Raw genomic sequence first — 25,907 nt, 5'->3', positions numbered from 1 at the left:
TGGCCCTTGTCCTCAGTGCATCTTGGATGGCATCGGCAATTGCGCTCCATAGGGTGCGATCTGACACAAGCCCAATTGCGAGCGTAATCAAATATCTTTGTGGCTGCCTGAGAATTGTGGTCGTTTCCGCAGCAGCTTTCATTCCGCTCGCCATCACCACGACCGTGTTCATGTACCTGGCGTCGGCCACCTCAAGGCCTCTGGCGGACCCGGTTCTAGCTTCTATCGATTCCGCCCTCGGTTTCGACTGGCAGTGGTTCCTCGCCACGACCAACAAGCCAATTACAGCGTCCGTCCTGGTTTTTGCTTATCACGCGCTCGCGTTCCAAATGCCGTTCGTTCTGTTATTCCTCGCGGTGAGAAACCAACGTGAACGAGCACTGGAGTTTGTCGCTCTTCTAGCGGTTGCTTCGGTCTTCACGGGCGCGATGATGGCTTTGGCGCCAGCAGAAGGCGCTTATGCCTATTTCAAGCCGGCGCCGGGGCAATTTTCGAACTTCACCACTAATGCCGGAATGTGGCACCATCATGTGCTTATGGCGCTGCGATCAGGCGAGCCGTTTGATCTGATTATGACTAAAGGCACAGGGCTCGTAACGTTCCCGTCGTTCCACACGGCACTTGGATTGGCAGTGGTCTATGCCGCGCGGACCATCCGGCCACTCTTTGTCGTGTTGGCTATGGTGAATGCCGCCATGATCGTGGCCACTCTGCCTGAAGGCGGTCATCATTTAATAGATGTAATCGCCGGCGTAATCATCGGCATTCTCTCCATCATTGCAGTCAAGATGCCTAGCTATGCGCGCGGAAAGGTCGACCGCGTTGCGAGATCAGCCGTGGGATCGGACGCGGACTACTGAGTTGGCCACGGGCCGTTGCCCTCCGGCTGCCTGGCAATGACGTGGCGGCGGCGAGACACAAGGAGAAGGAGCGCCGCCCTGCGGCGGCATCTGCATGCACAGCAAGAAGATCAACATCTCCACCGTGCTCGCCGGCCAGAGGCTCGGAATCACGAAGTCGACGACGGCATTTGGCTCGTCTCCTTCATGCACTATGATCTCAGATATATCGACTTGGAACAGAGGACCTTGCAGACCTACGACAACCCCTTCGGCACGAGGGTGTCACCCATGTCTTAGGTACAACCGTTACCCATGTCTCCGGGCCGCACGGTTTGAAGATGGTAGCGGAAGGCCGCTACATCGCAAGACGCCCCCATTGAGAAGGCATTCTTTTGCTATCGGCCAAGCGGCCTGACAGCAAATCGAGATCGAGCACCACGAAACTCGGAAGCGAGTCGGGACGATGATGGACTGGGCGGAAACAAATAATTAGCGAGCGATGTGCACATGCCGTGCACACGGGTTTGCACCTTTTCTTTTGTTTCTGTTTCGTCGAAACACCGAAACACCGAGCCAAAGCGTGATGAGCACTCGATGATTGCCGCAGTAGGTGCCCCGTCACAGCCGCATGGCCAATTGACCACGCAGCACCACTTCATAGTGCGACGGCGAGTAAACTTGTCCGGGGGCGTGTGCAGAGAGGGCGCAACCAGCGGCGATTGGAGCATTCGCTAAATTGTAAGCCTCTCCTCGGCGCACCTGCATCTGGTGCGAACAGAAAGGAGAAAACATGTCACGATCAGACACCTTCCCCCTCGTCTGTTCAAGACGGAGGAGGCCGCCAAACTTGTCGGCCTTTCCCCCGGACGCTTGAAAAGCATGGCACGTACGGCACCGGACCTCCCTATCCAAAGTTGGGTGGTCGCGTGGTCTATGCCCGCAAATCCCCAAGAATGGGCCGACAGGGGGTTGAAGTCATCGGCCTCTGATCCGGGTGTCGGCCGCGTTTATCCGGCCAAGCCTACAGGTCGAGTGAAGTCCAGGAGGGGATAGCTTGTGCAACCTGCGGTGGAGCATGACACTGCACTCGCAGGCGCCAGCGCCCGACATCGAGGGCGAGAGCTGCCCTCCGAAGGCAGAGGTCACAGGTGATGCGCCTGCCCACAGTAGCGATGATCGCCACCAAGGATGGCGTCGGGAACGTCGCGCTCTCAATCCGAATTGTGTTACTCGGGCCGTTCGGCAATAAAGAGAGTATCGGGGAGAAGCCCAAGACGCTCGCGATCGGCGGCAGGTATACGGTCTGAATGTATTCGAGCGACCGTAAAACCCACGTCCTCGATACGCTCCTTGATATCGGGACCGTAGGCTCGCACGTGATCTGATCCGCCGAAGCGCTCGTCGCGCTCGCTCCGTGACATGGATGGCGGCGCTTCGAGCGTTTGACGATAGATAAGCGGTACTTGGATCCAGACCTGTCCTCGAGGCTTAAGGGATGACCAAATTTGCCGAAAAGCATGCCGATCGTCAGGTACGTGCTCCATGACATGACACAAGACGACAATATCGAGATCGCTGATGCCGTTCATGTTCATTAGGTCAACCTGCACGGTATCGGGGCCGTACCGTCCGGGCTCGATATCGCCTTTAATGAGGTTGCCCGCCTGAGATAGTCTCTTTGAAAGCCCATTCTCGCTCGGCGCAATCTGGAGAATTCTAAGCGGCCCCGCCGGAAGCCGGAGAAGCTTACGGTCTAGAGCACAAATCAAAAACCGCTCACGATCCAGAGCATGACAAAGCGGGCAAATAAGCGTGTATCGCCCGAAACGGTAAAAAGCCGCCACACCGCGATCGCAGGCATTGCAGTGATGAGCCTTCCTCGTCGGGAAGAGTGTCAGGGTGAGGGCTCTCAGCCAATCTCCGTACGAATCAAGTTTGCGTGTGACCCGCCGCGTTGTGATACGATCAGCATAGCTGCGAAAAAGAGATAGAAGTCGGCTTCCTCGAGCGTTGTTCCACGATGGTTTCAGCATGTCGGCCTTCTAAGGTTTTTGACCCGAGGACCGATAATTAGCGCCCCCTGATATAACGTCGAGTCAGCGGAGCAGCAGGAGATTCGCCCCGTCATGGCATCGACCCTGATATCGAGCAGACCGGCGATCTCAGCCAGCGGCTCGTCAAGCACATCCTTCAGGATAAAGACGCTGCGCTGGAGGATCGGGAGTTCCGTAAAGCGAGACACCGCAGTTTGGATCGCTGCATCAAAATCTTCACGGGGTCCGGAGCGGCGTCGACAACGACCGCAAGGGCCGCCTCGATAGGCTCTGCTGCGCGGATCGCACGGCTGCGCAGCAGGTCCAGCGCACGGGTATGGGCAATCCGGAAGAACCAGGGTCGCAGCTGCGGAATCTTGCACACCTGGTCGAGCGCAACGAGGGTTCGAGCAAAGATCCTGCACAACGTCTTCGCCGTCGATGACCGACCCCATGAGACGCGAGCAATAGCGGTGCAGTTCAGGCCCTAACGAGACGGCAAGGGTGAGGAACCCGGCGAGGAACTCCTCCCGACGGTCGCGGTCCATGGTAGATCCTGCATCGATCAAGGCGTCGCCACCCTGTGCCTCCGTCATCACCCAACCGAGTTGGTCGTGGTCTGCCGAGACCAGCCAGCCACACGCCCGTGATTCCAACCTGAGCCGATGTGCCAATCAGCAACCTTCGCCGGTCTTTTTCACCTGGCCCGGCGCGGCGGTGTTGGCTGCCGTGTTCTGCGCTGACTAGGCGCCGCCTGCTGCGCGCTGCCAGTCTGCTGGCCGGGCGCGCAGTCCCTGGCCGAGTTCGGATTTGTGGTGCCGCTGGTGGTCGTCTTGTCGGTGCCCTGATCGCCGGACATGTTGGTCCCGCTGTTCGTCGTGCCGGTGCCCTGATCCGTCGTGCTGGGCATGGTTGTCGTGGTCGAGCTTCCGCTCCTCGAGGTTCTTCGGTGCGCGAGGTCGATGAGGAAGTGAGACGGACGCGACCGCGTAGAAAGACGTCCACGTTTGCCCATAATCTACCGCGAACAGCTCCTTTGCCGGGGCGGCGGGCCCGATTGCGTGCTGGGCCTGCGCCGGTCTGCTATCTGCCAACAGGGGTCGGCCCGTCGTTTCCGCCGACTGCCGTGGTGCCTATGTTGGGAACCAGCGGCGCCTCCGCTTCTTCATCAAACGGCAAGATTTGAGTTCGTCGATCTGGTAATCGCGCTGCGAGATGCGGCCCCGGAGGTTAGTGATGCGCTCGGTCAAAAAAGTGCCGAGCCATTTAGTAGCGTGACCTGCCAGGTCGTTCACAACGGGGTCCGCGCTAGCCTACTGAACGGCTCTTTTGTGCAAGAGGTCAGTGGAGAAGTACCCAACTCCCGAGCTTGCGAATCTTGATTGGGCATACTCGTTCGATGTCGATATCACTGAGGGTACCGGCGCCTATTATAATCCGCGGTCCGCAATCAATGGCGCTCCGGGAGTTCTAACGGATGGGCCCTACACGGCTGTGTTGAGCGATTCGCATGTTCTGAAAATATTCAAGTGAAGGTGGCGTGCTGTGAACAATGAAACCATCGCGGGCGTTTGGGCCCCACTCGTTGTGCTTCCTGATCGCGGGCACTACGGCTGCCGAGGCGGAGTTGGCGTACAGTTTTGCGGTATTATGGCGCAACCGCCACAAGAATTGGCCCCGATCTTGGCCTACCTTTTGGCCATGGATCACAAACCAGCGCTCTAGGCGCTAATCCGCCTTCACGGTGAGATCGGCGCGAAAATCAGGCGCGACGAGAAGCAGGCCGCGAAGCTCATTGAAGAGATGAAGCATGTCGAGGCGGTCTTGCATCTGTTGGAACCTGGCTTCAATGCCCCGCGCCATCTCCGTCAAGCGTCGCAACAATCCAAACCCGCTGTTTCATGCGTGCCGCCGTCGACGTTCTGAGGACCGCCACGGCGCCAATGAGTGCTGAGGAGATAGCGCTGGTCCTACTCCGCGCAAAGGGCATCGAAGCGCCCACAAAAGCGGAAACGCATTTGATGTATGGTGCGGTGAGCGCATCGCTTAAGATCAACAAAGATGTGACCTTGCATGATGGGCGTCCGCGCGTTGGACCCCTGTCTAAACCCTGGATTTCCGCCATCCCGCTTTGCGCGCGGCTTCCTCCGAGCAAAACCAGCGCTCGCCTTTCAGCAGATTGATGCGCGTCTCCCAATAATATTCCTGTCCCGGAACGTGATAGATTTTCTCGCCAGTGTTGTAGCTGATGTTGCCCTTGATGCCGCAGCCTACAGCGGCGGAACCAAATTCAAAGGCAAGCAGGCCAGCCAGGATCGTGCCGCCAGTCGCGATCTTTGCCCATAACGGCGTGTCACGCGAACGATGGCGCCTGCCATACCTTCGGCGATTGTACTCATTGTCTTGATAGCGACGTTTGCCCACGCCCCTCTCCCCAAGGGGAGAATGCGACCGTAGCAAATTTAAGTCCAGCCATTTTGGCAGTCGTACCGGCGAGGAAACCGCCGCCTCAAGGAAAGCTACCCCGAAGGCGGCGGGCCGACAGGTTATGCGGTTGGACGCGGCAACCGGATGCCGGTTTTCTTGAACAATTCAAGTTGCGTCTTCGCGAACTTGTCTGCGTCTGGCCGACGTGGACCGCCACTTTTGTAACCAGGAAAGACTGACTGGAAATTCGTACTGTGCGACGAGTTCCTTCAGCTTTTCCAGAAGCCGCAGCATCGATACCTGCTTGCCTTGGATCGCCATGCCTTCGGCATAGAGCAGCCAAGCCTCTCCTATGAGTTCCATCTTGCGGAGTTCATCCGGGGAACAATAGTTCTTAGCAATCGTCACATCCGCAGCTGTCGGCTTGCGGTTGCCTAGGGCTGTCAGGCCCATGTTTTGGCTTGGTCGCGTCGGCTCTTGACATGATAATTTGGACAGCTGTCTGCTCAGAAGCCGCGAAATGAAAACTGTCCTGGCTGGTTGCGAAGAAAGTCCGCGCCGCCGGATCATCCTGATCGTAGTCTGTAGAGCACTCCGCGAATGTCTCGCGAACCTGGGTGTAAGGTTCGTTTCGGAAGTCCGGATGGCCCGGACCTCTCGGGCCAACTTCGCCCTCGGATCGCTATTCAGCCGCTTTCCGTTAAGCGCGTAACCGTCCTGAATGTAACCCTTGAGAACGGTGGCCGACCACTTTCGGAACTCCGCCGCCTTCTTGCTGTTGACCTTGTAGCCCACCGCAATGATGGCATTGAGATCATAGAGGCTCGTTAGATAGGCCTTCCCGTCTGCCGCAGTTATCCGGGATTTCCGGAGAACTGTTTCTTCGGACAACTCGCCCGACTTGAAGAGGTTCTGGAGGTGTTCGCTAATTGTCTTCAGCGAAACACCAAAAAGCTCAGCCATTTGCGCCTGAGAGGAAAGGACTTCCCAAATATCCGCCAAGTGATCACGACGCCCACCGCTAGGTGGTGAAATTAGGCCCGGATGTGCGCTAACACGTCCGGGCCGCCCAATGTCTACCGACGCTATTTCCGGTACAACTGGAGTAGGGTCTGGAGTAGGGTATGGTCTGCAATGGCGATCGATGATCCATCACGACCGTCATCACGCCGCTTATGTGAATGCAATCAACTCGTGCCGCTTTGGCCCGAGCTCGCCAGCACGCCGATGGACGCTATTCTGGCAGATCTGGGCAAGGTCGCCACAGCGGGCATGCTGTCCAGCATCTCGGTCAGTTCAGTGCTGATGCGACGTTCAATCATCCTTGCAATTATGGAGTATAGTTCCAGTTTTGCAAGGACACCCGCAGCCTAGCGGGCAAGACGCGCAGAGGCAAGGAGCTAAAAGCGCCGACGCCTGGGTGAGGCCGCTGTGGGCTATGGCCAGATCTCAGTATTGACTCAGGCTGAGCAATCCAACCCTCCTTACAAGAGCAATACTGAAAACACCGTGCATGGCCGCACTCGTTTCGGAATGGTTGGCCGCAAGGCCAACCGTTCCCGAAACGAGTGCTGCTGTGTCTACTCCAGTATTGGAGGCTCCAATTGGTGGGGGAATCTTGTCCGTATCTTTGCATGATGTGCTTGCCAATGGCACTACCAAGATTTGGCGAGTGACAGCACGGGTCAGTCGCACGCATCATCGCCCAGTGCCATGCTGAGGAGATGATGCGGTGACACAGACAAGCACACCGAGATCCGGCCAGCAGACACATTCGAGCAACATCAAAAACGAGACTGTCGCATGGCCTCTGGTGGTAGGAGTCGGTCGGGCACACGCCCACCACGGGGAATTCCTCCAAGGCGTCTTTGAAGCGGACAAGGGACGGCTTTGTCGCGGACTCGTCACGCTTCCGCTGACGTCGCAAGGGTCGCTAGCGACCTTCTGGCCGGATGAACAAGATGGCATTCGGCCGCGACCCGCAAACCGGATCAAAGCGGCGCGCGCGGCGGCCCTCACGCTCGAGCATGTCGGGGTAGCTGGAAGAGGGGGAGAATTGACGATCGAAAGCTCTATCCCGGTAGGGCACGGCTACGGTTCCTCCACGGCAGACGTCATTGCCTCGATCCGCGCGGTCGCGGCTTCGGCGCGCGTCACGCTGCGCCAGTCAACTGTTGCGCGACTGGCCGTTGCCGCGGAAAGCGCAAGCGACGCCATCGCTTACTGCGATCAAGCTCTCCTCTTCGCTCACCGGGAAGGCCGTACAATCGAACATTTCGGAGGCGAGTTCCCGCCCTTTCTCGTGGTGGGTTTCAGGGATAGCAATGCCCGGCCAATCGACACGCTAGGCATGCGACGAGCACGCTACGATAGTGAGGAAATCGGGCTGTTCCGTGTTCTGCGCGGATTGGCGTATCGCTCAATCCGGCAACAAGATCCCCGCTTGCTTGGACGTGTCGCGACCATCAGCGCCAGTATCAGTCAGAAGCACCTGCCGAAGGCATCCTTCAACACCGTTTTGGATATAGCGCGGGCGCATGACGCGTGCGGTGTGCAGGTGGCCCACAGTGGCACGTTGATCGGCATCCTTCTGGATGCGACTGCGCCCAGGGCGGCCATGCGCGCTGCTGAGCTCGCAAGGCAGGTGAGCGGCACAGGTCTCCAAGGCGTCCATACGTTTGCCCTTAATGCCGAAACGAGGCTAATCCAGTGAGCGCGGCGCAAGACTATTTACGCGCCTACGAGACGCCGCGTTTTGCCCAACTCGCACCTAACCTCAACGCCGCCTGCTTTTCCCTTATGAAGCTGATGCCCGCCCGATTCATGGTCGATCAGGCGGAAGCGTCAGGGCGCCTCAGGCGGGAAGGTCACATCATCGAAACGACGTCGGGCACGTTCGGCCTGGCCATCGCCATGCTGGCTGCCGCCCGTGGCTATGGGCTTACGCTCGTCACGGCCTCCAGCCTCATCGACCTGAAACTCAGGCGACGACTGGAACAGCTTGGTGCCAAAGTCATGGCCATCGACGATCCTCAAGGAGACGGCAATCAGCGCGGTCGGCTCCAGTATCTTCAGCAGACGCTGCAAGATAGCCCGGGCACGTATTGGCCTCGGCAATACGACAGTCCGGAAAACCGCCTGGCATACGCGCGCCTGGCCGACCTCGTTGTTCGATCATTCGGCCGTATCGATTGCCTCGTCGGCTGCGTGGGCACTGGGGGATCGCTTTGTGGAACCGGAGGCTTCCTTCGTGAGCTCTTTCCTGATCTCAGGATGATTGCAGTCGATACCCACAGAAGCATGCTCTTTGGCCAGCCTGTCGGACGTCGCATGTTGCGCGGGCTGGGCAACAGTGTTTTGCCGGAAAATGTTCGTCATGAGATGATCGACGATATTCATTGGGTGGGCGCATTGCCGGCCTACGCAATGGCGCATGGGCTGTTTCGCGATCACGGGCTGTTCATGGGGCCGACCAGCGGCGCCGCAGCCTTGGTCGGCGCCTGGTTCGCCAGGCACAATCCGGAAGCCTCCACCGTCGTGATAATGCCACATGAAGGGCATCGTCATTCAGATACAGTCTACAACCCCGACTGGCTCGCCGGTTTGAAGGATTGGCCAATTTCAATTCCACTTGACCCAACGGTTCTCAAGCGAATTCATCCGGCCGAGGAGACGGCCTGGACCAGATTTCCTTGGGACCGTAGAACTCTAAGCGGCGTTCTCGCAGAGTTTGAGGGCCCGTCCCCTGCGGAGCGACAGGTCTGAATTCGGAGCCTTGACGCGACAAGGCAGCGCTGGCCAACACTCAGACGGGGTGCATAACCCGATGAAGAAAGTCCTTAGTGCGTTCGTGTCTCGGATTTCGAAGCAGTTCCTTGGCCGGACCTTGCTCAACGATCCGGCCGCCGTCGAGAAAGAGGACGCTGTCGGAAACCTCGCGGGCGAACTGAATTTCGTGCGTAACCACGAGCATGGTCATGTTCTCGTCTGCGAGCGCGCGCATGACCTGCAGGACCTCGCCGACCGTTTCCGGGTCAAGTGCGGAGGTGGGCTCGTCGAAAAGAATGGCCTGTGGGCGCATCGCCAGGGCGCGGGCGATGGCCACGCGCTGCTGTTGGCCGCCCGACAATGACGCGGGATAGGCATTCGTCTTATCGGCCAAGCCGACGCGATTGAGCAATGCCGTGGCCCGCTCCCGGACCTGGTTCCTATTTTCCTTCAGCACGTAGAGCGGCCCTTCCATGACATTTTCCAGGGCTGTGCGGTGCGGAAACAGCTTGAAACGTTGGAAAACCATGGAAACGCGGGTGCAGATGGCGTGAACCTGGGGCGAGGCGGCATCGACCACGGTGCCGTCGATGCTGATGCGACCGCGCTGATAGGTCTCAAGCCCGTTGACACATCGCAGAAGCGTCGATTTGCCGGAACCCGAGGGTCCAATCAGACATACGACCTGTCCTTTGGCGATCTCGGCGTTGATCCCCTTGAGGACTTCGTGGGAGCCGAAGGACTTGTGCACGTTTTCAAAGGTGATCATCCCGCCGCCCCAAGATAGCTTTCGATTCTACGCATAAACAGGTTCAGCGGAACCGTCAGGCACAGGTAAAGCAGTGCCACCAAGGTAAAAACTGTCATGTTGTCGAATGTGGACGACGCGAGCATCTTGCCCTGCATGGTCAACTCCTGAACCGAAATCACCGAGACAAGCGAGGAGTCCTTCAGCAGCATGACCATATTGTTGGCGTAAGGCGGCAGGATGATCTTGAATGCCTGCGGCAGCACGACGCGGCGCATCATCAACGGACGCTTCATCCCGATCGATTTTGCCGCTTCGACCTGACCCTTATCGACCGCCTCGATGCCAGCCCGGAAGGTTTCCCCGAGATAGCAGGAGTGAGCCAGTGCCAGCCCGATCGTGCCAGCCTGGAGCGCAGTCAGGTTGATGCCGATCTCGGGCGCGACAAAGTAGATATAAAAGAGAACCACCAACAATGGTATGCCGCGCACGAAGTCGACAAGGAGCCGCGTCGGCACGGCGAGACAGCGTATCCCCGATGTCCTGAACAGCGCCCAGACAAGGCCGAGCGCCGTTGCAAGACACAGCGCAAGAAGGGTTATCATGACGGTCAGCCAAACGCCGTTAAGAAGAAGCGGCAAATATTCCGTTGCATGCGCGATGAATTTGGTCATGGCCGGCTTCCTCTTGGCACGTACCCCGGCCGTCAAAGCCGGTCATTCCGATGCGATCCTTTGGTCCTGCCAGCCGGCGCTTCTGTCGAGGTCAGTGCGGGTCGGCCTCAAAGGCCATATTTGGCAAATATTCGGCTTAATTCGCCGCTTTCCTTCAGCTTGGCGATGGAGGCATTCACCTTTTCGAGAAGCAGTGGATTTTCCTTGGCAACCGCCAACGCGACCTCGCCTTTTTTCATCGGCTGATAGCCGTCGACGAGGCGAACACCCAGGCCGGGATTCTTTGAAAGCTGATATGCGACGATCGGGGCGTCACCGAAACCGGCCTTGATGCGGCCCAGAACCACATCGCGCATCATGTCAGCGATTGAGTCGTAGAGCTTGACTTGACCGAAGACGCCAAGCGCTTCCAGAGCATCAGCATAGGTCGAGCCGATCTGCGCCCCGACGGTCGCACCTCTGAGTTCCTCGATCGTGTAGTTTTTGCTATCGCCGGCAGCAACAAACATCGCCTCGCCATAGGCGTAAACCGGCGTGCTGAAATCGATCACCTGCTTTCGTTTGTCCGTTATGAACATGCTGGCGGAAATCAGATTGATTTTGTCGGTCGTCAATGCCGGGATCAGGGCTGGAAAAGCGTTTATTTGAAAATCGGCGGTCGTGCCAAGGCTCGCGGCAATCGCACTTGCCAGATCGACCATCGCGCCTGTCGGCTTTTGGGTTGCGGTGTCGACAAACGTGAACGGCACTCCGGTTGGCGTGACGCCGACTCTGAGCGTTTCCTCAGCCATCGTCTGAGTTGCCATTGCGACACTGAGGGCTGCGACCCAGCCGATGAGCGTTTTCCGAAGCATGAACATTCCCCTTACATCATGTTTGAATCGAGATTCCGCTCGCTAAGCGAGTTGAATTTGCCTCTCCTGGATAGCTTTTAGGAAGTCGCAATACCGTCCAATGGTGGACGAGATCATCAATCGATCAGAAAAAATCGCATCCGTTCATGATCGCCTCTATCTTCTCTTCAGGACATCTTGGTCGCGCGCCGTTCAAGTGAGGGCGTGAAATAGTCACGGCCCTCGGCAACGTATTCCCACGCTTCGGCAACCGACTGAAACGATGGTTGTGCTTTGTTGGGACCGGTCGAACGATCCAAATCCTTGAGGCCGCTCGCTGTCACGATGGCAACGACGCTGTCCGACCGCGCGATGGTGCCTTCTCGCCTCAAGGATTCGATAGCTGCAAATGGCGTCACCGAGGCAAGCTCGGCAAAAACACCCTCGGTGGCCGCAAGCTGCTGCTGCATCGCTATCAAGCCGATATTGCCGACCGGCATTGCCGTGCCGCCAGATTCACGCAGGGCGTTGAGCGCCTGAAACGTGCTTCGTGTGGTGCCGATCGAGATGGCAAGCGTGTCGAAGCTTGCGGGGACTTCGGCAACCAGATCTCCCTTGCCGGCAAGGGCTCTGGCCAAAGATCCATGCACTTCCGCCGCCACGAGTCTCGGCAACCGCTCGATCTTGCCTTGGCTGAGAAGATCCTTGAATCCGGCCCACAGGCCGGCAAGCGCGTCCCCGTAGCAAACAGGCAAGGCGCACCAGTCCGGCACTGCACCGTGCATTTGTTCGACGATTTCGTAAGCCAGGGTCTTGTAGCCCTCGATCCCGACAGGATGACTGCCCACCACGGGGCTGTGAAACGGTGACGTTGCAAACCATCCGAGGCGCTCGGTACCAGCGGCAAGCAGTGGCCAGCGATGGGACTTGTCGGCCAGGGATACGACGCTTGCGCCGTATTTGCGGATCTGCGCCAACATTGCGCCGGCGGTGCCTGAGAATGTGACAACGACGCATTTCAGGCCCGCCCGTGCAGCATAGGCGGCAAGTGAGGCCCCGGCGTTCCCCGACGAAGCAGTCGCCACCACGCGTGCGCCACTCAAACGTGCCATCGACACCGCCACCGTCGAGAAGCGGTCCTTGTGGGACCAGGTAGGGTTTGCGCCCTCGTCCTTGATAAGCAGCTTGGGGACGCCGAGCTGCTTTCCCAGCTTCTCGGCGCTCAGCAACGGCGTCAGGCCCTCGCCCAAGGAGATTGCATCGCTGAGTCCACAAGGAAGCATGTCGGCATAGCGCCAGAGCGAGGGCAGGGCGGCACCCGCTGCGGAAGCGGCCGATGTAGCTCCGGACGGATCGTAGACGACCTTAAGATTGGCCGGTGCTTCGGCACAGCATTTCGGGCAGCCGCGTGAGTCGATTTTGGTATCGATCCGGAACAAGGCGCCGCATCGAATACAGGAAAACCCTGCCGCGCGGCTCATAACGGCACCCGCGTGATTGCATCGTGCGTCTGCGTCAGCCGCTCCACTCCGCGCTCGCGAACAACCACCATGTCCTCCACCTGGAGTCCCCAGCGGCCGATTTCGTAGTAGGGGGTCTCCACGCACAGCACCATTCCTTCTTCAAGGATGTCTGTACTGCGCGCCGAGAGCGTCGGCGCATCATAACCATCAAGGCCGATGCCATGTCCGACGTGATCGCGCTCGTAGCGGGCAATTCCTTCGCGCCTCACCACACGCACGACCGTCTCGAAGAGCTGTGCTGCTGCCATGCCCGGACGGATAATGTCGCAGGCATGCTGAACGCCGCGCAGCAGCGCTTGCTGAAGTCGATGCGCCTGCGGCGGCGGCTCGCCCAGCGTGGCGATGCGGGCAATGTCGGCGCGGTAGTGCCGGAACCGGCCACCGACGTCGAAGCGGATGATTTCTCCAGCGCGCAACCTGCGGTCAGACGGCTGGACGTTCATGAGCGCGCTGCGCTCGCCAAAGCCGATGCATCCCAGTACGGGCAGGGCGCCTTCCTCGACCGTCCTGACATGAAAAGCGCGCGCCAGATCTGCTTCGGTGGCGCCTTCCTGAGCAACGCCGAGTGCTGCTTGAATGGAGCGTTCGGCAATCTGGGCAACTTGGCCGAGCCGTTCGATTTCATCTGCCGTTTTTACGGCACGAACCTCGCGAAGCAATGCGGTGGCTGGTAGGAACGACGCATTGGGAAAATGGGCTCTGAGGGCTTCCTGGTATCCTGGTGCGAGCCCGGCCTCGTCTATGCCGATCCGCCCACGGCCGAGCTGAGCTTCTTCCAATGCGGCGACCAAAGCCGCGATGGCATTGCCATGCCTCGGCAGGTCTCGAAGCTGGAGGTGCCGTTCATTGGCGAGGTCCACGGTCGTCGAGGAACCGACATCGGCGTAAAAGTCGCCGTAGCGCCGAACCTTGCTTACCCACAGTTCCTGATCGGCTACGAGGTCGAGCGTGCTGGGGCTGGCGATGATTTCAGGCGTGCCCTTGTCAGGAGCCGGCCACACCACATAAGCCTGCGGGCCGCGACGGATCCATTGCGGCAGAGCCCAGAAGCCGCTCATATAGGTCACGTTTTCCGGGGCAGTCGCTATTATTGCGTCAAGCCCGGCCGCCGTCATGCATTGTTTCAGGCGCGCTTCGTTAAGCAGCATGATGGGAATCCCGAGCCTGTTTTGCTTCCAGAAAGCCGAGGCCGGTGGAAATGCGCGCCGCAGCCGCCATTACTGCCTCTCCAATCTCAGCGATCTCCACATGCGGTCCCACTGACCGGGGGTAGGCCGCACTTATAGCCGCGATGATTGTGCCTGATGCATCGCGAAGCGGTGCGCCGACCGCAATCAGCCCGGTAAAGTTCTCGTCCAGGGATGTTGTATAACCAATGGGCTCGGACGCTCTGATTTGAGCAACGAGCTTGTGCGGATCGGTGACTGTGCGTACGGCAACCTGCTCCAGTGGACCTCGTCCAAGAATCGCAATGACCGCCTCGCCGCTCAGCTCCATCAGGAGCGCCTTGCCCAACGCGGTGGAATGCAAGGGGAAGGTCTCGCCAGGTGAAGAACGAATGACGACCGGACTCTTGCTTTGCACGGTCAGGAGATAAATTCCGCAGCTGCCCCGCCTGATACCGAGGAATGCGTTGAAGCACCCTTCGGCGGCCAGCGCCTGCAGTTCGATTTCAGCCAAACCAACCAGGCGATCTCTGCCCAGGACCTTCCGCGCCAGCGCCAGCACGGAGTGACCCAGCCGGTAGCGCCGCGAGTCTGGCGACTGCTCGACATAGCCCTGCTCTGCCAGGGTATTCAGAATTCGCTGCACGGCGGGAGCACTCTGCTCAAGCCGGCGGGCGAGTTCGCGCACCCCGACAGCTTCGTCCGCTTCCTTGAGGACATTGAGAACCGCAAGCCCACGTTCCAACGAAAGATTTCCTGTCACTGGCGTTCCTTATTTCGGAATGGCGTTCCTTAATATGATGAGAAAAGCAGCAATGGCCGCGCCTGTCAATGACGAATGTTCATTATAGTGTGTCGTCCTAAAGTGTGCCCAGCGACGACCATGCCGTCATGGACCTACGGTTGGTTGTCGGCCTCAACGTACAGAGGATTCGGCGCGCACAGGCCCTCTCTCAAGAGGAACTGTCGTTCCGTTCAGGATTCACGCGCGCCTATCTGAGTGGTCTCGAGGCCGGCCGTCGCAATCCCACACTCCTGTCGCTCGCAAAGCTTGCCACCGCATTGAGCGTCGACATCGAGGAGCTGACGAAACGGCCCGGCAAAAACGCCCGAGCCCCAGCTGGTAATTGTGCTGTGGCGCCGCGTGAGCGGCGCAAGGGAAAATCCTGATGCTCTCGGCGGCCTGCTGACCGGTGCATCACGGCGAGTTTCGACGGATGAGCTGCTCCACGTCAACTTGCAATGCCAACGCCAGTACCTCCAGGGTGTCGACGGTCGGTGAGTTTTCCTCCCGCTCGAGCTTGCCGACATAGTTGCGGTCGAGGCCGGCAAGGTCCGCGAGCTGCTCCTGCGACAAGCCGATGCCCTGGCGAAGCAACCTCAGATTGCGAGCAAAAACAGACCTCAGCCTCATGCGGCGAGGCAGTCAGAACGCGCCCTTTAGTGCCACCTACTATAGTAGTCAAAAGTCATGCCGGACGTTGCGGTCGGACCTAAGTTATTTATTTTGTTTTCTTTGTCTCAGTACATTGAAAGGGCCTACAATGGCGGCGGTTCACGGGGGCGTCTTACAGGACCAGCTAATACAAATCTTTGAAGCAACCGCGCAGATTGACCGTGCAACCAGCGCCGCCGAGATCATTCGGCAACTGCGCAAGAGCATCGAATGTCACGGCTACGCAGCCTGTCTCGTCACCGAATTGCCACGCCAGGACACCGGATCACTGGATGGACACATCCTTGTCAACGGTTGGCCGCAGGAATGGTACGACCGCTATATGGCTGCCGGACACTATCGCCATGACCCTTGTGTTGCTGTGTGCCGTGGTGCGATTGGGCCTTTCCTCTGGCGGGACGTCCATCATGGCTTGACGGACGGAAATGCCAGGAGGGTGATGGATGAAGCGAAAGAGTTTGGGCTTTGCGACGGGATCTGCATCCCGATCCAGCCTGCGTTTGGCGATCCGGCCTGTGTAACGGTTGCCGGAAATGAAATTGATTTGGCGCCGACGGTGCGCTGCACCATTCATGCCCTTGCGCGCCATGCCTATTCGGCTGCCGAACGCCTCGTTGGCAACTCGCGCAGGCGGCCGAGACAAAAGCTTTCCCAACGAGAGCGTGAAATCCTGCAGTGGGTCGCGGGAGGAAAGACCGCATGGGAGGTTTCCCGCATACTTGGCATCTCAGAAAACACTGTGACGACCCACCTGCGCAACATCAAGCAGAAGCTCTGCACCGCCAACGTTGTGCACGCGATCGTGGAGGCTTTTCGCAGGCACGAAATCGAACTTTGATCCATCCCCAGATCTGGGTATTTCCCGGGCAAACGTCGCGTGGTCGGATGGGGTTCCATCTCGAGGAACCGCAATGATTCAGGTCCACGTCGTCGACGCGTCAAACAGCTTTGCCTATCGAGGGGATCTCGACAGCTACTTCCGCCTGCGGCATGAAATCTATGTCGATGAACGTGGATGGCAGGACCTGAGACGCCCCGACGGTCGCGAGATCGACGCGTTTGATACTCCAGAAGCGATTCATCTGCTCGGCATCGAGCCAGGAAGAGGCGTCGTTGCCGGATCCCGTTTCGTGCCGAGCCTTCGGCCTCATCTGATGAGCGAAACCTTTCCGCAACTCGCCGAGGGCGGCGTTCCGCGCCGACCCAATATCTTTGAATGGACCAGGTTCTTCGTGGCGCGGGATCTTCGTGAGCCCGGCCGACCTTGCCAGGCAGCCGGCGTGATCTACTGCGGAATTTTGGAATTCTGTATCCAGCGACATATCAGCAATCTGACAATCGTGTGCGAGGAGTACTGGTTCGACCGCCTCGCATCGATTGGCTGGAATCCGAAGCAGCTTGGGCCTGCGCTCGCGCATGGTGATATGACGATCATCGGTCTGATGGTTGATGTCAGCCCGTCAGCCTTGATCGCGACGCGACAGTTCTACCGCATAACCGAGCCTGTGCTTTGGGCCGAAACGCCATTCAAGCGGCTGGCCTGACCGCGGGCCGTCCGCTTTTGGGCGTCACGCCTCGAACGAACATGCTGCCTGGCACTCGCAGAGGGCGGCGATGTACTATCGCGTGCAAATCGGCTGTCTGCCTCGCGCCATAACAGCCATTCAAAGGCGAAGGTGTCCAAAGACGGGCGCGTGCTCAGGCGGGGCAAGCGGTACCAGCCTTGGCATCGAAATCGAAGAAGAAGGTCTGGGAAAAGGACACACCGGATCTTGGAGAGTACGACTTCTGCTTCGATCCAATTTCTTTTTTTGGGCAGTTCACGCCCGAGAGCCTGGTGAAGGCGACGGACACAATTCTTGAGGGCCTGGCCAAATTTCCCGATGCGTCGCTGTTATCGTGCGGACTGGCTTGGGACCCACTGGCCGCATCCTCGCAGGCCTCCACGTGACCGCCAAGGGTCGCGGTGCGGCAGTGCTCGATCGCTATGATGGACAACACAGACATCAAGGCAGGTGAAGCCCAGATCGGCGAGCTGAAGGGCAACATGGACGCGATCAACGCAGCCCGACGAAAGGGCGGCTGTGTTGCCGGCACTCTGTAAGCCGCTCCAACGTTAAAATTGTCGGCCTGCTTCCCGCCCTCGCGACTGCGGAGTGGTCGTTCCATCGATTGACTCGCGTAATGCACAGGCAGTTAATCTCCCAGCAAGGGCAAAAGAGGGGCTATGAAACTGGGAGAAAACGATGACTGTCCAAAAAGAAGACTATCGAACCAACAGAGCCGACTTCGCCATAGCTGCCATGCATAGCCGAGCGACCCCTGAGGGCGATCGTGACGATTTGGTGGCGAGGAAAAAGTCCCTGTGGGTAACAGATCGGCGATCTGCAAAATTGGCTGCAAACCCGTCCGAAAGCTCGCCAGAACCCAAGGCAAAAGCGCGCGGTAAGTGAATCGTGCCAGTCAATTTCTTACCGCCGAGTACTTCGTTCACATTGTTCGATTACATTACATTTATCTAATGTACTAACCAGCCAGTCGGGCATTCCCGAAGGCTCGCTGGTCAGGCTCAGCGGCCCCCTAACCCAAGCTGCTGGGCCGCCCGCTAAGGAAGTGCGTGTATCGCTGATACGGTCGTCGGTGACCCCCCTCCGTACCGCGGCCGGGATCGCAACCACGTCACCGACCGGACTGGGCGCTCAGCCGCGACGGTTTTTTTGGCGCTGGCCGCCCGGGGTGCGCTGCTGCGGCAGGAAGGTCTTGCCGCCAACCATCTCGCCTGCCTGCATCTCGGTGCGAAAAACATTCGGCGCGAGCGGCGGCGGGCGCGCAATCGGTCCGACCGGTTGCTGGCCTTGCTCGATGCCATTCACGACGCCGCGCTCGTGGGGCTGAAGGAGCACGACCGGCTGGTGATGGCGAAAAGCCAAATGGAGCGAAACTCCGCGATCGCCGCGCCAGCTCCAAACTGTCCGACGTGGTCGAACTCGTGCTGTCGCGGCCACTTGTCTCGGGAGGCATGATCCAGGAGCGGCTAAAGGTGACAAAAACAGGGGGCGCTCAATGTGGTCGGCGAGCTTGGGCAGCGCGAGATCATAGGGAGGGGGAAGGTTCCGGGCATGGGGCGTCGTGTGATGTAGCTGGCTGACACGACTATACGAACTTTACGGAATTACCGAACTTGACGAACTGCGCTCTGTAGGCATATTGGTGACAGCAACAGGTTGTCATCATGGCCGCTCCAAAACGCAACAATCATAGCGGGAAGCATCGCATACGGGAGTCGCCGCCCTGAGCTTCACCACGAAGCTGCCGGCACAGGCCGACTTCAAGAAGGTATTGCTCGAACGCTATCAGGAAGCGATCGCACGCAGCCGCAAGATCGGCCACCGCGTATCGTTCCGGGTAGAGGTCGATCCGGCGGCTGATGCGCAGACGATCACGCCGGTCGAAGAGCAACCGATCGCTTCGGATGTGTTTCCCGTCGAGGACACGGGCATGCCCGATGCCGAACTCGAGGCGGCTCTTGCCAGAGCGCGCGCGCGTGGCCATAAGCGTGTCGCCGAAATTGTCGCCGGCGAGGAGATGCTGAGCGCGGAAGCCTTTGCCAGACTGCTCGGCACGTCGCGCGTGACCGTCAACGCCAGGCGGCAGAGTGGGCAGGTGCTCGGCATCGATGGTGCCAAACGCGGTTTCCGCTTTCCTGTCTGGCAACTCGACAAGGACGGTCGTCCCTTCAAAGCATTGCCGGGGCTGCATGCCATGTTGGGCAACAGTGCCTGGGCCGTCTATCGATTTCTGGTGTCGCGCCATGGCGCCCTCGATGGCCGGACCGGCCTTCGAGCCCTTCAACAAGGCGATGACGCCTCGGTTTTGGCCGCGGCGGAAGGCATGGCCAGGGGCGATTTCGACTGAATGCCCGGCGTTCCACCTCCACCCGATTTCGCGCGCGCAAAGCTCGAAATCGAGACCGTACCGCCGGACGGCCATTCGGCCGGATCTACTGGAGCACCTATCCTGATCCATTGGGGTACGGGAAGTCGCCGAGCCAGTTCAGCGATCCTCGACGCCGTCTTGATGCCAACCGGTTTGGCGTTCTGTACCTCGGTGACTCTCTGAAGGTGTGCTTCCTCGAGACCGTGCTCCGCGACCGCCGCGAAGGAATCCTTGCCGATCTTCCAATAGAGGAGGTGGAGTTGACGCGACGGCGCTATGCGGAGATCGCGACCACAGCGGACCTACGCCTGGTCCACCTCACAGGCGACAATGCCCATTCGGATGGGTGTGCCGACCGATGTCGTTCGGGCACAGCGCCAGAACCTGGCACGCCGGTGGTCACTGGCGTTTCACGAGCACCCATCTGAGCCCGACGGGATCATTTATCCCTCGCGCCTCAACGAGGCGACCAATCTTGCCATTTACGATCGCGCGGTACCGAAACTTCAGGCGAAGCGTGTTATGACCCTTCTCGGCGCGCCAGGACTGGCTCAGGTTCTGGAGGATTCAGGGTGGGGTTGGTGTGAAGATGCAGCACGTATCCGTATCGCTTGGCGAAGATGGCTGTAGCGCCAGAAGCGTCCACTAAGCCGGAGCAACGGAACGACCGGCCGGGAGCCGTCGGTCTGCTTCGGATCAGCGGCTGGCCAAAGCCGAAGTAGCTCGTCGGAAGCTCGCGAGCAAATGCCGGCTTCCTGATTTCCACGCCCGGAAGCGAACCGTCACAAATCCGCCATCTCAGGCATCACCTTGCAGACGGCCGGTTCGCCTTTTCGACGGCATAGGGTGTATGGAGCACCCGACGCCTCCGCCCCTACCTCTGGAAATGCCCCAACCCGTTCTCATTGAGATAGTCCACCGTCATCACCCGCGCGCGAATGCCGCCGGGGGAACCAACGAACTTCACCGATGACAGCGAGCCGGTCGGCGCGTTCTCTCCGCGGGGCGTGAGGGCGTAGGTGTCGCCGTCCCAGTGCTCGAGCGTGAACTGCATGGGCTTCGGGCCGAGTTCGAGCATCAGCTTGTCGCCATCGGCCCACACGGTGGCGGTGTCGAAATAGTTGCTCGTATATTGGCCCTCGTAGAAGGATGGACTGCGCGCCTTGGCGGGGTTCGTCGGCTTGTCCTTGCCGGCGAGGTCGCCCACCGGCTTGTAGTAGGCCATGAACCGCGGCTTGATGTAGGGATACCAGTCGCGGGTGACCTGGCCATATTGCACGATGTCCATAAAGCTGGCGGCGACCGCCTCGGCGGCGCCGACGGGGGAGCCGTTGGTGAGCACGACGATGCCGATATCGGCCGAGGGCAAGATCTGGAAGGTGGTGCCGGCGCCGAGCAGGAAGGCGCCGGAATGGCCCATGGTGGTGCGCCCATTGGCGTTCACCCCCACATTGAAGCCATAGCCATAGGAGCTGGCCCGCGTATCGGGCGTCTCGCCGCGGTAGGTCACGCTCTGCGGTGTGATGGCGGGCTGCAGGATCTTCGGGTCGATCATGGGCTGGCCGCTATAGGTACCGTCGCCAAGCAGCAGGATCATCCACTTGGCAAGATCCTGGGCGCTGGAGGAGACGCCGCCCGCCGGCGCCTGCTGGTCGGGGTCGCGGTCAAAGAGCGGCTCGAACACATTCTCCGCCACGCGCGCATGCAGCAGGGCGCGGTTCTTGCCGGCGGCAATGAAGTCCTCGTGCCGATAGCTGCTCGAGCGCATGCCGAGCGGATCGAACAACAGGCTCTTGGCCAGCGGCTCCCAAGGCTGTTTCTCGGCGTGGGCCACTGCCTCGGCGCCGATCGTCGTGCCGAAATTGGCGTAGTGATAGGAGATGCGGAAGGGATCGAGGGGCACCATCCACAGGCTCCCGACGATCTGCTTGCGCTGGAAGCCGAGATCCTCGAGTTCGTCGCCCGCCGCCATCGGCAGGCCCGAGCGATGGGCGAAGAAATCGCCGATGGTGGCGTTGCCCGAGACATAGTCGAGATTGAGGCGAAAGCCGTCCCAGACCTTGCCGACCGGGGTATCCCAGTCGAAGCTATGGTCCTTCGTCATGGCGATCGCGGCCACCGTGGCCGAGATCGACTTCGACACCGAGGCGACCTGGAAAATGGTGGTGCTGCTGACCTTAGAAGTGTCGTCCCGGTTGTCGCGAAGGCCATAGCCCTCGTCAAAGATCATTTTGCCGCCATGCACCACCGCCACGGCGAAGCCGGGAACGTCGGATGCTTCCTTGACTTTCTTGACGATGTCCGGCAGCGCGGCCAGGGCCTTGTCGACACCGCCGGGATACAGCTGCATAGCATCCTGCGGCGGCGATGGCCCAAGCTCCGGCACGTAGGACTGCGCGGCTGCCATGGCGGGCAGCATGGCTACGAGGGAAAGCACGACGAGAGCAGCGGCGTTCTTCATTGCATGTCCTCAAACTTGCACCGGCAGATGATCGGACCATACGCGGCAAGATGAAAGATGGTTGCGGTATTTTCCAATGATATGTTTAACCTCCGTGCTGGGCGGCTTCAGGGCGACATGCGAAAGCACCTGTGGGATCACTGTCAGGGTCGATGGAATATATCCTCATTACCTTGTTATGGACCGGCCCCACCAGGAACTCTTTGGATAAGTGGCCGTTTCCTCGACATACGGAAAAGCCTATCGGAGGTTCACATGTTTATACGAATAGTAAGCGCGTCGGCGCTCGTCCTTGCTTTCGCGTCGCCGGGCTTTGCCGACTGCGGCCAAGAGTTGAAAGTGCTTGAGCCGAACGTCATCACCGCCGAAACGGGCGCGAGCCCAAATAAATCAGGCATCCCGGCGACGAAGCACCAAGAGGAGGTCATGGCCGGCAAGCAGCAGGGGGGTAATCCTGAAATCACCGGATCAACGGCGGGAAATGTGAAGCCAACCACACCTCATCAGGAGCAAGTGACTGGCAACCGTAGCGCCCAGAATGCCGAACATCCTAGCCAGCTGATGGCGGAAGCTCACAAGATGTCCCAAGCTGGCGACGAGCAAGGCTGCATGAAAAAATTGGCAGAACTCAAGGACGCCCTTGGCGTCAAGTGAACGCCAGATTGCCGGATGTTTCGAAGGCAGACACCGCCAGGATCGCTAGCTTAAAAGCCTGATGGAGTCGACACCGCGGAGCAAGCGCCATCCGCCACCCTTCGATTTGAAACTGCTCGCATTTCTACGGCGGCAGCTGCCGTCTTCTGGTCACTGCATCGACCAGTTCGCGAGCGCGATTTAGACGATTTTGCGAGTATCAACTTCGCGACGCCTTTCGCCAAAAGACGCCGCGCGGTGACCGCCTCGTGGAAGGCAAGGTCAGGTCGGCGTAACGGATTTCCACGGTTCCGGTCCGAACGGGCACGGCTGGGCGAGACATTTGAGTTTCGGGTGCACGGACGGGTGTTCGAGGTGCGGGTGGATGGCGAAACCTGCGCAACAAGCGAGGCCAGCGCCAACGCCCCGGCTGCGGTGTTCACGATGACTGCGGAAGGCGTTGTGTTGGGCCAGCGCTACCTGACGGCGTCGTAATCCCTCGACCAGATCGACCTGCGGCGGCAGACTTTTTGACGGATCTTTGAACCATTTCTGAAGCCGCGCGAGTGCTTGTGCGAGGGTGCCGTGAATAAGGGGGCCGACGCTCGGTGTCGTAGCTGTCAGGCAAGGCAGAGCCCGGTTCTCGACGGATGACCACGGCAAGCTTCCACGCGAGATTTTGAGCATCATGAATGCCTGAATTGCCGCCGAACGCCCCGTCGGAGGCGTCAGATACGCCGCGTCGCGCCATGTAAGTTCCCTCGTTGGGCTGGGCTGACTGGAACGCTGACAGGAACCTCTCCTCGTCGCTGGTGCGCCTTGCCGCTGTCGGGACGAACTTTCTTCCATCCGGCTTGGCGCTGCCGGTGCCTGCGCACGCACTGCTCAGTGATCAGGGAGAGTGTTCTCGGGCATTCCGCTATCGCGACCTCGTTTCGAACGTTTTAACACGCCCCCTCAAGCTTGATCTCGCCGAGCGCTGCACTAGCCCTTCCGATCTTGGCTATTGCCAATGCGTATTCGACCAGGCTTGCGCAGACGAACGCTTCAACTCTCAAAGTCACGACGCCGCAATGTTTGCATCACTCGTCGTAGCAATTTCTGGAAATGCGCAACTCGACAACCGCCTGCTACAGTCAGGCGTGTTCGTCGTCCAGCCTTCACGAAGGGGACGCGCTGGCGGACGAATCCCCATCACCCAGTTCACGATGACTGCGTCCCACCCGCTCACCGCTTGGCGCTGTCACTGTCGGCTTCGGCCCGAACAAGGAACTGCTCGGTCGTGGAGGGAAGACGGGATTTCAGCCAATCCGCCATCGCGACTTCCTCTTGCAGATTCTCTTCGCAAGCCCGAAGAACCTCGGTTTCGCCGAGCGATCGAGCGGCGGCAATCAGGATCGTGTAGGAGGCGATTTCCATGTGCTCGAACGTGTAGCTCGCGAGCGATCCTTTCATCACCTCGTCTCCAGCGAAGACGCCGCTCAGCGATTGCGCCATCGCCGTCAGCTTACCGCCAGCATCCTTCATCATGGATGAACCCTCGTCCATCTGATCGAGACAAGTCTTCAGCCGGGCAGCCTGCTGCTTGGTCTCGTCGAGGTGCTGTCGGATCCGGTCGCTCAGTTCGGGATAATTCTCGATACGGCTCAACTGCCCGTTCAACATCGTTTCTGCCTGCTCTTCCATGGCATGAGCGTCTCTAAGCCATTGGACAAACCATTCCCGGCTTTCTGACATTTCGAATCTCCTTTGCTATTTAAGGAAAAACTTTCAGAAGAAGACATTGTTCCGGAGCAAAGCCGCGGGACAGGCTTGATCCTGCCAGAGGATCCGCGCCGTCGGCGGATCTCAATTCACCTCACGAAATCCTCAGCAATGCGGGTGAGGGCCAAGATCGCGGAAGATCGGCGCCAGGAAAACGGGCCATGGACGCGAGACGCGCCGATCAACCACACGTGCTCCCCGCTGCGCGTTCCATTACAAAGTCCAACTGGCACTGTGAGGGCGAAGGATCTAGCCTGTCAGTTTAGTGAAGTCGTGGCGCCGCGCGCGAACATGTGCCAGCAAATTCGTTTCGTTTACGACCCCTGATTGAAAGAGATTCAGCGTGGTCGAGGCCAGAATCTGACCGTCTATCGGGGTGCTGTACCATTTGGCGTCGGCGGTTACCTGGTCGACAACCCGCTGGCAGATCGCCCGATCTTTAGGTCTAAGGAACTGATTTTTCAGTGCTCGTAGCATCTCGACGCCTTGAAACCGAGAGTCACCTGTCTCCCGCGCGATACCCATGCGTGGTCTCCGAGCATGGACCCTAAACGCATTCAGACAGAAAATTGCCATTCGTTTGAGTGGTACCGATGTCGCGTGGATAAGCGGCGGTCCGCGAGCTAATCCACCATGTCGCGCAGCGGCTTCTTGCGCTTTGGCGTCCTGTACTTCTCGACCAGCCTGACCTTGTCGATGTCGATCGTCACCAGCGGTCCCAGATCGACAGTCACCCTGCCGCCTTCCTCGTCTACGCGCGTGATCTCTCCGGTAAGCTCGATCTGCTGCCCCTTCTTCACCTTGGTATGATCGATGATCGAATGCGGAAAGCTATAGCTCGGAAGCTCGGAATCGAGACGTTTACGCAGTGCTGAGTGACCCGTTTGCGAAGGCGGCCGGGATCGCCACCTCGTCACGAATGGAAATTCCGCGCGCCGTTCCATTAGTCTGGTGCGCTCGGCGCCTTACTCAAAATATTGCTAATTATGGATGAGCCCGCTTCCTCCAATCGATGGATGAAGCCGATCGTGGGCCGGTGCTACTTTGATGCATCGCGCGACTTACCCGACAAGAACTGGCTCCAGGGGCAAAATATGAGCAAGACGACTCTCATTGCTATCGCAATCCTCGCGATCAGTGTCGGCTGTGCCGAAGCCAAGGACCGTAAGGTCGAAACCGCGACCCTCGGCACGCACGCCAATTCGAAGAACCTGCCGGTTTGTACCGCGGCAAGCTCACTCTTCGAAGCCCTCGGTGATAAATGTTTTCTCGTCACAGGTTCGATGATCTATGGCGACATCGCCGAACTCTCCCGGACAATCACTTTGAGTTGGTAGCCGAAGCAACAACCTCCCAGCGCGCCCTCCATTCTCCGGTATGAAGTTGCGTCGCACGGGCTGCCTTCGCCCAGATATCGACCCAGTCTTCGCGCGTCGCCAATACCGGCGCAATCCCCAGTCACCACGGGCCTCTCCAAAATTCTTATGCCGTCCGCACCTGCGGTCGAGCCTGTCGCGCCAACAGCAGCGCCTCTGCATCGTTTGGGCAACCCAACGCATAGCTTCCGGTCCGGAAACTCGCTTACGCGTTTCATCGTCCATTCGGCAGTGGAAAATTAGGCCGATTTGGCAGTGCTCAGAATC

Annotated in this window: 30 protein-coding genes and 3 pseudogenes; 16 read left to right on the top strand and 17 right to left on the bottom strand. The window is 59.2% G+C overall.

What is annotated here, in order from left to right; genetic code table 11:
• Positions 1 to 116: 116 nt before the first annotated feature.
• From NKI08_RS16825 to NKI08_RS16820, 3 genes and pseudogenes are all read left to right on the top strand, one after another.
• Positions 117 to 860, top strand: coding sequence for a phosphatase PAP2 family protein (locus NKI08_RS16825; protein ID WP_352472987.1), 744 nt, complete (start codon positions 117 to 119; stop codon positions 858 to 860).
• A 79-nt stretch (positions 861 to 939) separates the two neighbouring features.
• A pseudogene (locus NKI08_RS34685) lies at positions 940 to 1,139 on the top strand (hypothetical protein); the annotation flags it as partial.
• 501 nt (positions 1,140 to 1,640) lie between these two features.
• A pseudogene (locus NKI08_RS16820) lies at positions 1,641 to 1,895 on the top strand (helix-turn-helix transcriptional regulator).
• A 173-nt stretch (positions 1,896 to 2,068) separates the two neighbouring features.
• Here NKI08_RS16820 and NKI08_RS16815 read toward each other — a convergent pair.
• The 5 genes and pseudogenes from NKI08_RS16815 to rhuM all read right to left on the bottom strand — a co-directional run bounded on the left by NKI08_RS16815 (position 2,069) and on the right by rhuM (position 6,265).
• Entirely contained in the window at positions 2,069 to 2,875 is an 807-nt protein-coding gene (locus NKI08_RS16815; protein WP_352770961.1) for a methyltransferase domain-containing protein, read from the bottom strand.
• Between the two features lie 77 nt (positions 2,876 to 2,952).
• Positions 2,953 to 3,444, bottom strand: a pseudogene (locus NKI08_RS16810) (RNA polymerase sigma factor); the annotation flags it as partial.
• Positions 3,445 to 3,572: 128 nt separating this feature from the next.
• On the bottom strand, positions 3,573 to 3,785 hold the full coding sequence (locus NKI08_RS16805) for a hypothetical protein (RefSeq protein WP_352503920.1): 213 nt from the start codon (positions 3,783 to 3,785) through the stop codon (positions 3,573 to 3,575).
• Between the two features lie 1,193 nt (positions 3,786 to 4,978).
• On the bottom strand, positions 4,979 to 5,299 hold the full coding sequence (locus NKI08_RS16800) for a sunset domain-containing protein (RefSeq protein WP_352503919.1): 321 nt from the start codon (positions 5,297 to 5,299) through the stop codon (positions 4,979 to 4,981).
• Between the two features lie 168 nt (positions 5,300 to 5,467).
• Positions 5,468 to 6,265 (bottom strand): RhuM family protein, encoded by a 798-nt coding sequence (rhuM, locus tag NKI08_RS16790; RefSeq protein WP_502899620.1) that lies wholly within the window; start codon positions 6,263 to 6,265, stop codon positions 5,468 to 5,470.
• Between the two features lie 171 nt (positions 6,266 to 6,436).
• Between rhuM and NKI08_RS16785 the strand changes: the two genes are divergently transcribed.
• From NKI08_RS16785 to NKI08_RS16775, 3 genes are all read left to right on the top strand, one after another.
• Complete coding sequence (locus tag NKI08_RS16785) at positions 6,437 to 6,676, top strand: hypothetical protein (RefSeq protein ID WP_352503479.1); 240 nt, start codon at positions 6,437 to 6,439, stop codon at positions 6,674 to 6,676.
• Positions 6,677 to 7,034: 358 nt separating this feature from the next.
• A complete protein-coding gene (locus NKI08_RS16780; RefSeq protein ID WP_502899619.1) occupies positions 7,035 to 8,015 on the top strand; it encodes a GHMP family kinase ATP-binding protein in 981 nt (326 codons plus the stop codon).
• Entirely contained in the window at positions 8,012 to 9,067 is a 1,056-nt protein-coding gene (locus NKI08_RS16775; RefSeq protein ID WP_352770958.1) for a pyridoxal-phosphate dependent enzyme, read from the top strand. The genes NKI08_RS16780 and NKI08_RS16775 overlap by 4 nt, the downstream gene beginning before the upstream one ends.
• Positions 9,068 to 9,107: 40 nt before the next feature.
• On the opposite strand, the gene NKI08_RS16770 is transcribed toward NKI08_RS16775, so the two are convergent.
• From NKI08_RS16770 to NKI08_RS16745, 6 genes are all read right to left on the bottom strand, one after another.
• Positions 9,108 to 9,839: an amino acid ABC transporter ATP-binding protein gene (locus NKI08_RS16770; RefSeq protein WP_352770956.1), complete on the bottom strand. Its 732-nt coding sequence runs from the start codon at positions 9,837 to 9,839 to the stop codon at positions 9,108 to 9,110.
• Positions 9,836 to 10,492 (bottom strand): amino acid ABC transporter permease, encoded by a 657-nt coding sequence (locus NKI08_RS16765; protein ID WP_352472982.1) that lies wholly within the window; start codon positions 10,490 to 10,492, stop codon positions 9,836 to 9,838. The genes NKI08_RS16770 and NKI08_RS16765 overlap by 4 nt, the downstream gene beginning before the upstream one ends.
• A gap of 107 nt (positions 10,493 to 10,599) precedes the next feature.
• On the bottom strand, positions 10,600 to 11,346 hold the full coding sequence (locus NKI08_RS16760; RefSeq protein ID WP_352770954.1) for a substrate-binding periplasmic protein: 747 nt from the start codon (positions 11,344 to 11,346) through the stop codon (positions 10,600 to 10,602).
• Between the two features lie 167 nt (positions 11,347 to 11,513).
• On the bottom strand, positions 11,514 to 12,806 hold the full coding sequence (locus tag NKI08_RS16755) for a threonine synthase (protein WP_352472980.1): 1,293 nt from the start codon (positions 12,804 to 12,806) through the stop codon (positions 11,514 to 11,516).
• The gene (locus NKI08_RS16750; protein ID WP_352770952.1) at positions 12,803 to 13,996 is read right to left on the bottom strand and encodes a M24 family metallopeptidase; all 1,194 of its coding nucleotides are present in this window, start codon (positions 13,994 to 13,996) and stop codon (positions 12,803 to 12,805) included. The genes NKI08_RS16755 and NKI08_RS16750 overlap by 4 nt, the downstream gene beginning before the upstream one ends.
• Complete coding sequence (locus tag NKI08_RS16745; RefSeq protein WP_352770950.1) at positions 13,986 to 14,777, bottom strand: IclR family transcriptional regulator; 792 nt, start codon at positions 14,775 to 14,777, stop codon at positions 13,986 to 13,988. Before NKI08_RS16745 ends, NKI08_RS16750 begins: the two co-directional genes overlap by 11 nt.
• 140 nt (positions 14,778 to 14,917) lie before the next feature.
• Between NKI08_RS16745 and NKI08_RS16740 the strand changes: the two genes are divergently transcribed.
• Positions 14,918 to 15,184 carry a helix-turn-helix domain-containing protein gene (locus NKI08_RS16740; protein WP_352770948.1) on the top strand — a complete coding sequence of 89 codons (267 nt, stop codon included), beginning with the start codon at positions 14,918 to 14,920 and terminating at the stop codon, positions 15,182 to 15,184.
• Positions 15,185 to 15,212: 28 nt separating this feature from the next.
• Here NKI08_RS16740 and NKI08_RS16735 read toward each other — a convergent pair whose 3' ends face one another.
• On the bottom strand, positions 15,213 to 15,428 hold the full coding sequence (locus NKI08_RS16735) for a helix-turn-helix domain-containing protein (protein WP_352770946.1): 216 nt from the start codon (positions 15,426 to 15,428) through the stop codon (positions 15,213 to 15,215).
• 130 nt (positions 15,429 to 15,558) lie between these two features.
• Here NKI08_RS16735 and NKI08_RS16730 point away from each other — a divergent pair, with 130 nt between their 5' ends.
• From NKI08_RS16730 to NKI08_RS16700, 7 genes are all read left to right on the top strand, one after another.
• Positions 15,559 to 16,308: an autoinducer binding domain-containing protein gene (locus NKI08_RS16730; RefSeq protein WP_352770944.1), complete on the top strand. Its 750-nt coding sequence runs from the start codon at positions 15,559 to 15,561 to the stop codon at positions 16,306 to 16,308.
• Positions 16,309 to 16,381: 73 nt separating this feature from the next.
• On the top strand, positions 16,382 to 17,014 hold the full coding sequence (locus NKI08_RS16725) for an acyl-homoserine-lactone synthase (RefSeq protein ID WP_352770942.1): 633 nt from the start codon (positions 16,382 to 16,384) through the stop codon (positions 17,012 to 17,014).
• 179 nt (positions 17,015 to 17,193) lie between these two features.
• A complete protein-coding gene (locus tag NKI08_RS16720; RefSeq protein WP_352770940.1) occupies positions 17,194 to 17,421 on the top strand; it encodes a hypothetical protein in 228 nt (75 codons plus the stop codon).
• A 766-nt stretch (positions 17,422 to 18,187) separates the two neighbouring features.
• Positions 18,188 to 18,493, top strand: a complete 306-nt coding sequence (locus tag NKI08_RS16715) for a DUF1612 domain-containing protein (protein WP_352770939.1) — start codon at positions 18,188 to 18,190, stop codon at positions 18,491 to 18,493.
• Entirely contained in the window at positions 18,448 to 18,618 is a 171-nt protein-coding gene (locus NKI08_RS16710; protein ID WP_352770937.1) for a helix-turn-helix domain-containing protein, read from the top strand. The genes NKI08_RS16715 and NKI08_RS16710 overlap by 46 nt, the downstream gene beginning before the upstream one ends.
• A gap of 143 nt (positions 18,619 to 18,761) precedes the next feature.
• On the top strand, positions 18,762 to 19,385 hold the full coding sequence (locus tag NKI08_RS16705) for an XRE family transcriptional regulator (RefSeq protein WP_352771000.1): 624 nt from the start codon (positions 18,762 to 18,764) through the stop codon (positions 19,383 to 19,385).
• A gap of 206 nt (positions 19,386 to 19,591) precedes the next feature.
• Positions 19,592 to 19,834 (top strand): hypothetical protein, encoded by a 243-nt coding sequence (locus tag NKI08_RS16700; protein ID WP_352770998.1) that lies wholly within the window; start codon positions 19,592 to 19,594, stop codon positions 19,832 to 19,834.
• Positions 19,835 to 20,280: 446 nt separating this feature from the next.
• On the opposite strand, the gene NKI08_RS16695 is transcribed toward NKI08_RS16700, so the two are convergent.
• Positions 20,281 to 21,867 (bottom strand): serine hydrolase, encoded by a 1,587-nt coding sequence (locus NKI08_RS16695; RefSeq protein ID WP_352770935.1) that lies wholly within the window; start codon positions 21,865 to 21,867, stop codon positions 20,281 to 20,283.
• Positions 21,868 to 22,122: 255 nt separating this feature from the next.
• On the opposite strand from NKI08_RS16695, the gene NKI08_RS16690 reads away from it, so the two are divergent.
• On the top strand, positions 22,123 to 22,521 hold the full coding sequence (locus NKI08_RS16690; RefSeq protein WP_352612663.1) for a hypothetical protein: 399 nt from the start codon (positions 22,123 to 22,125) through the stop codon (positions 22,519 to 22,521).
• A gap of 418 nt (positions 22,522 to 22,939) precedes the next feature.
• On the opposite strand, the gene NKI08_RS16685 is transcribed toward NKI08_RS16690, so the two are convergent.
• The 4 genes from NKI08_RS16685 to NKI08_RS16670 all read right to left on the bottom strand — a co-directional run bounded on the left by NKI08_RS16685 (position 22,940) and on the right by NKI08_RS16670 (position 25,064).
• Positions 22,940 to 23,251: an FAD-dependent monooxygenase gene (locus NKI08_RS16685; protein ID WP_352770933.1), complete on the bottom strand. Its 312-nt coding sequence runs from the start codon at positions 23,249 to 23,251 to the stop codon at positions 22,940 to 22,942.
• Between the two features lie 476 nt (positions 23,252 to 23,727).
• Positions 23,728 to 24,237, bottom strand: a complete 510-nt coding sequence (locus tag NKI08_RS16680) for a ferritin-like domain-containing protein (protein ID WP_352612666.1) — start codon at positions 24,235 to 24,237, stop codon at positions 23,728 to 23,730.
• Between the two features lie 276 nt (positions 24,238 to 24,513).
• A complete protein-coding gene (locus tag NKI08_RS16675) occupies positions 24,514 to 24,789 on the bottom strand; it encodes a hypothetical protein (RefSeq protein WP_352472968.1) in 276 nt (91 codons plus the stop codon).
• Between the two features lie 98 nt (positions 24,790 to 24,887).
• Entirely contained in the window at positions 24,888 to 25,064 is a 177-nt protein-coding gene (locus tag NKI08_RS16670) for a hypothetical protein (RefSeq protein WP_023680685.1), read from the bottom strand.
• Between the two features lie 216 nt (positions 25,065 to 25,280).
• On the opposite strand from NKI08_RS16670, the gene NKI08_RS16665 reads away from it, so the two are divergent.
• Positions 25,281 to 25,601, top strand: coding sequence for a hypothetical protein (locus NKI08_RS16665; protein WP_352770930.1), 321 nt, complete (start codon positions 25,281 to 25,283; stop codon positions 25,599 to 25,601).
• Positions 25,602 to 25,907 lie beyond the last annotated feature (306 nt).

Source organism: Mesorhizobium sp. M0768 (assembly GCF_040320195.1).
Lineage (GTDB): Bacteria > Pseudomonadota > Alphaproteobacteria > Rhizobiales > Rhizobiaceae > Mesorhizobium.
This window is presented reverse-complemented; position numbering and strand designations above follow the sequence as displayed.

Bases quoted from the DNA above. Each gene is read 5' to 3' on its own strand.
- NKI08_RS16755 (WP_352472980.1), bottom strand. From the start codon at position 12,806: ATGAGCCGCGCGGCAGGGTTTTCCTGTATTCGATGCGGCGCCTTGTTC.
- NKI08_RS16725 (WP_352770942.1), top strand. From the start codon at position 16,382: ATGATTCAGGTCCACGTCGTCGACGCGTCAAACAGCTTTGCCTATCGA.
- NKI08_RS16815 (WP_352770961.1), bottom strand. From the start codon at position 2,875: ATGCTGAAACCATCGTGGAACAACGCTCGAGGAAGCCGACTTCTATCT.
- NKI08_RS16690 (WP_352612663.1), top strand. From the start codon at position 22,123: ATGTTTATACGAATAGTAAGCGCGTCGGCGCTCGTCCTTGCTTTCGCG.
- NKI08_RS16760 (WP_352770954.1), bottom strand. From the start codon at position 11,346: ATGCTTCGGAAAACGCTCATCGGCTGGGTCGCAGCCCTCAGTGTCGCA.
- NKI08_RS16685 (WP_352770933.1), bottom strand. From the start codon at position 23,251: ATGGCGCGACGCGGCGTATCTGACGCCTCCGACGGGGCGTTCGGCGGC.
- NKI08_RS16730 (WP_352770944.1), top strand. From the start codon at position 15,559: ATGGCGGCGGTTCACGGGGGCGTCTTACAGGACCAGCTAATACAAATC.
- rhuM (WP_502899620.1), bottom strand. From the start codon at position 6,265: ATGGCTGAGCTTTTTGGTGTTTCGCTGAAGACAATTAGCGAACACCTC.
- NKI08_RS16735 (WP_352770946.1), bottom strand. From the start codon at position 15,428: ATGAGGCTGAGGTCTGTTTTTGCTCGCAATCTGAGGTTGCTTCGCCAG.
- NKI08_RS16675 (WP_352472968.1), bottom strand. From the start codon at position 24,789: ATGGGTATCGCGCGGGAGACAGGTGACTCTCGGTTTCAAGGCGTCGAG.
- NKI08_RS16680 (WP_352612666.1), bottom strand. From the start codon at position 24,237: ATGTCAGAAAGCCGGGAATGGTTTGTCCAATGGCTTAGAGACGCTCAT.
- NKI08_RS16695 (WP_352770935.1), bottom strand. From the start codon at position 21,867: ATGAAGAACGCCGCTGCTCTCGTCGTGCTTTCCCTCGTAGCCATGCTG.
- NKI08_RS16765 (WP_352472982.1), bottom strand. From the start codon at position 10,492: ATGACCAAATTCATCGCGCATGCAACGGAATATTTGCCGCTTCTTCTT.
- NKI08_RS16770 (WP_352770956.1), bottom strand. From the start codon at position 9,839: ATGATCACCTTTGAAAACGTGCACAAGTCCTTCGGCTCCCACGAAGTC.
- NKI08_RS16785 (WP_352503479.1), top strand. From the start codon at position 6,437: ATGGCGATCGATGATCCATCACGACCGTCATCACGCCGCTTATGTGAA.
- NKI08_RS16805 (WP_352503920.1), bottom strand. From the start codon at position 3,785: ATGCCCAGCACGACGGATCAGGGCACCGGCACGACGAACAGCGGGACC.
- NKI08_RS16750 (WP_352770952.1), bottom strand. From the start codon at position 13,996: ATGCTGCTTAACGAAGCGCGCCTGAAACAATGCATGACGGCGGCCGGG.
- NKI08_RS16665 (WP_352770930.1), top strand. From the start codon at position 25,281: ATGAAGCCGATCGTGGGCCGGTGCTACTTTGATGCATCGCGCGACTTA.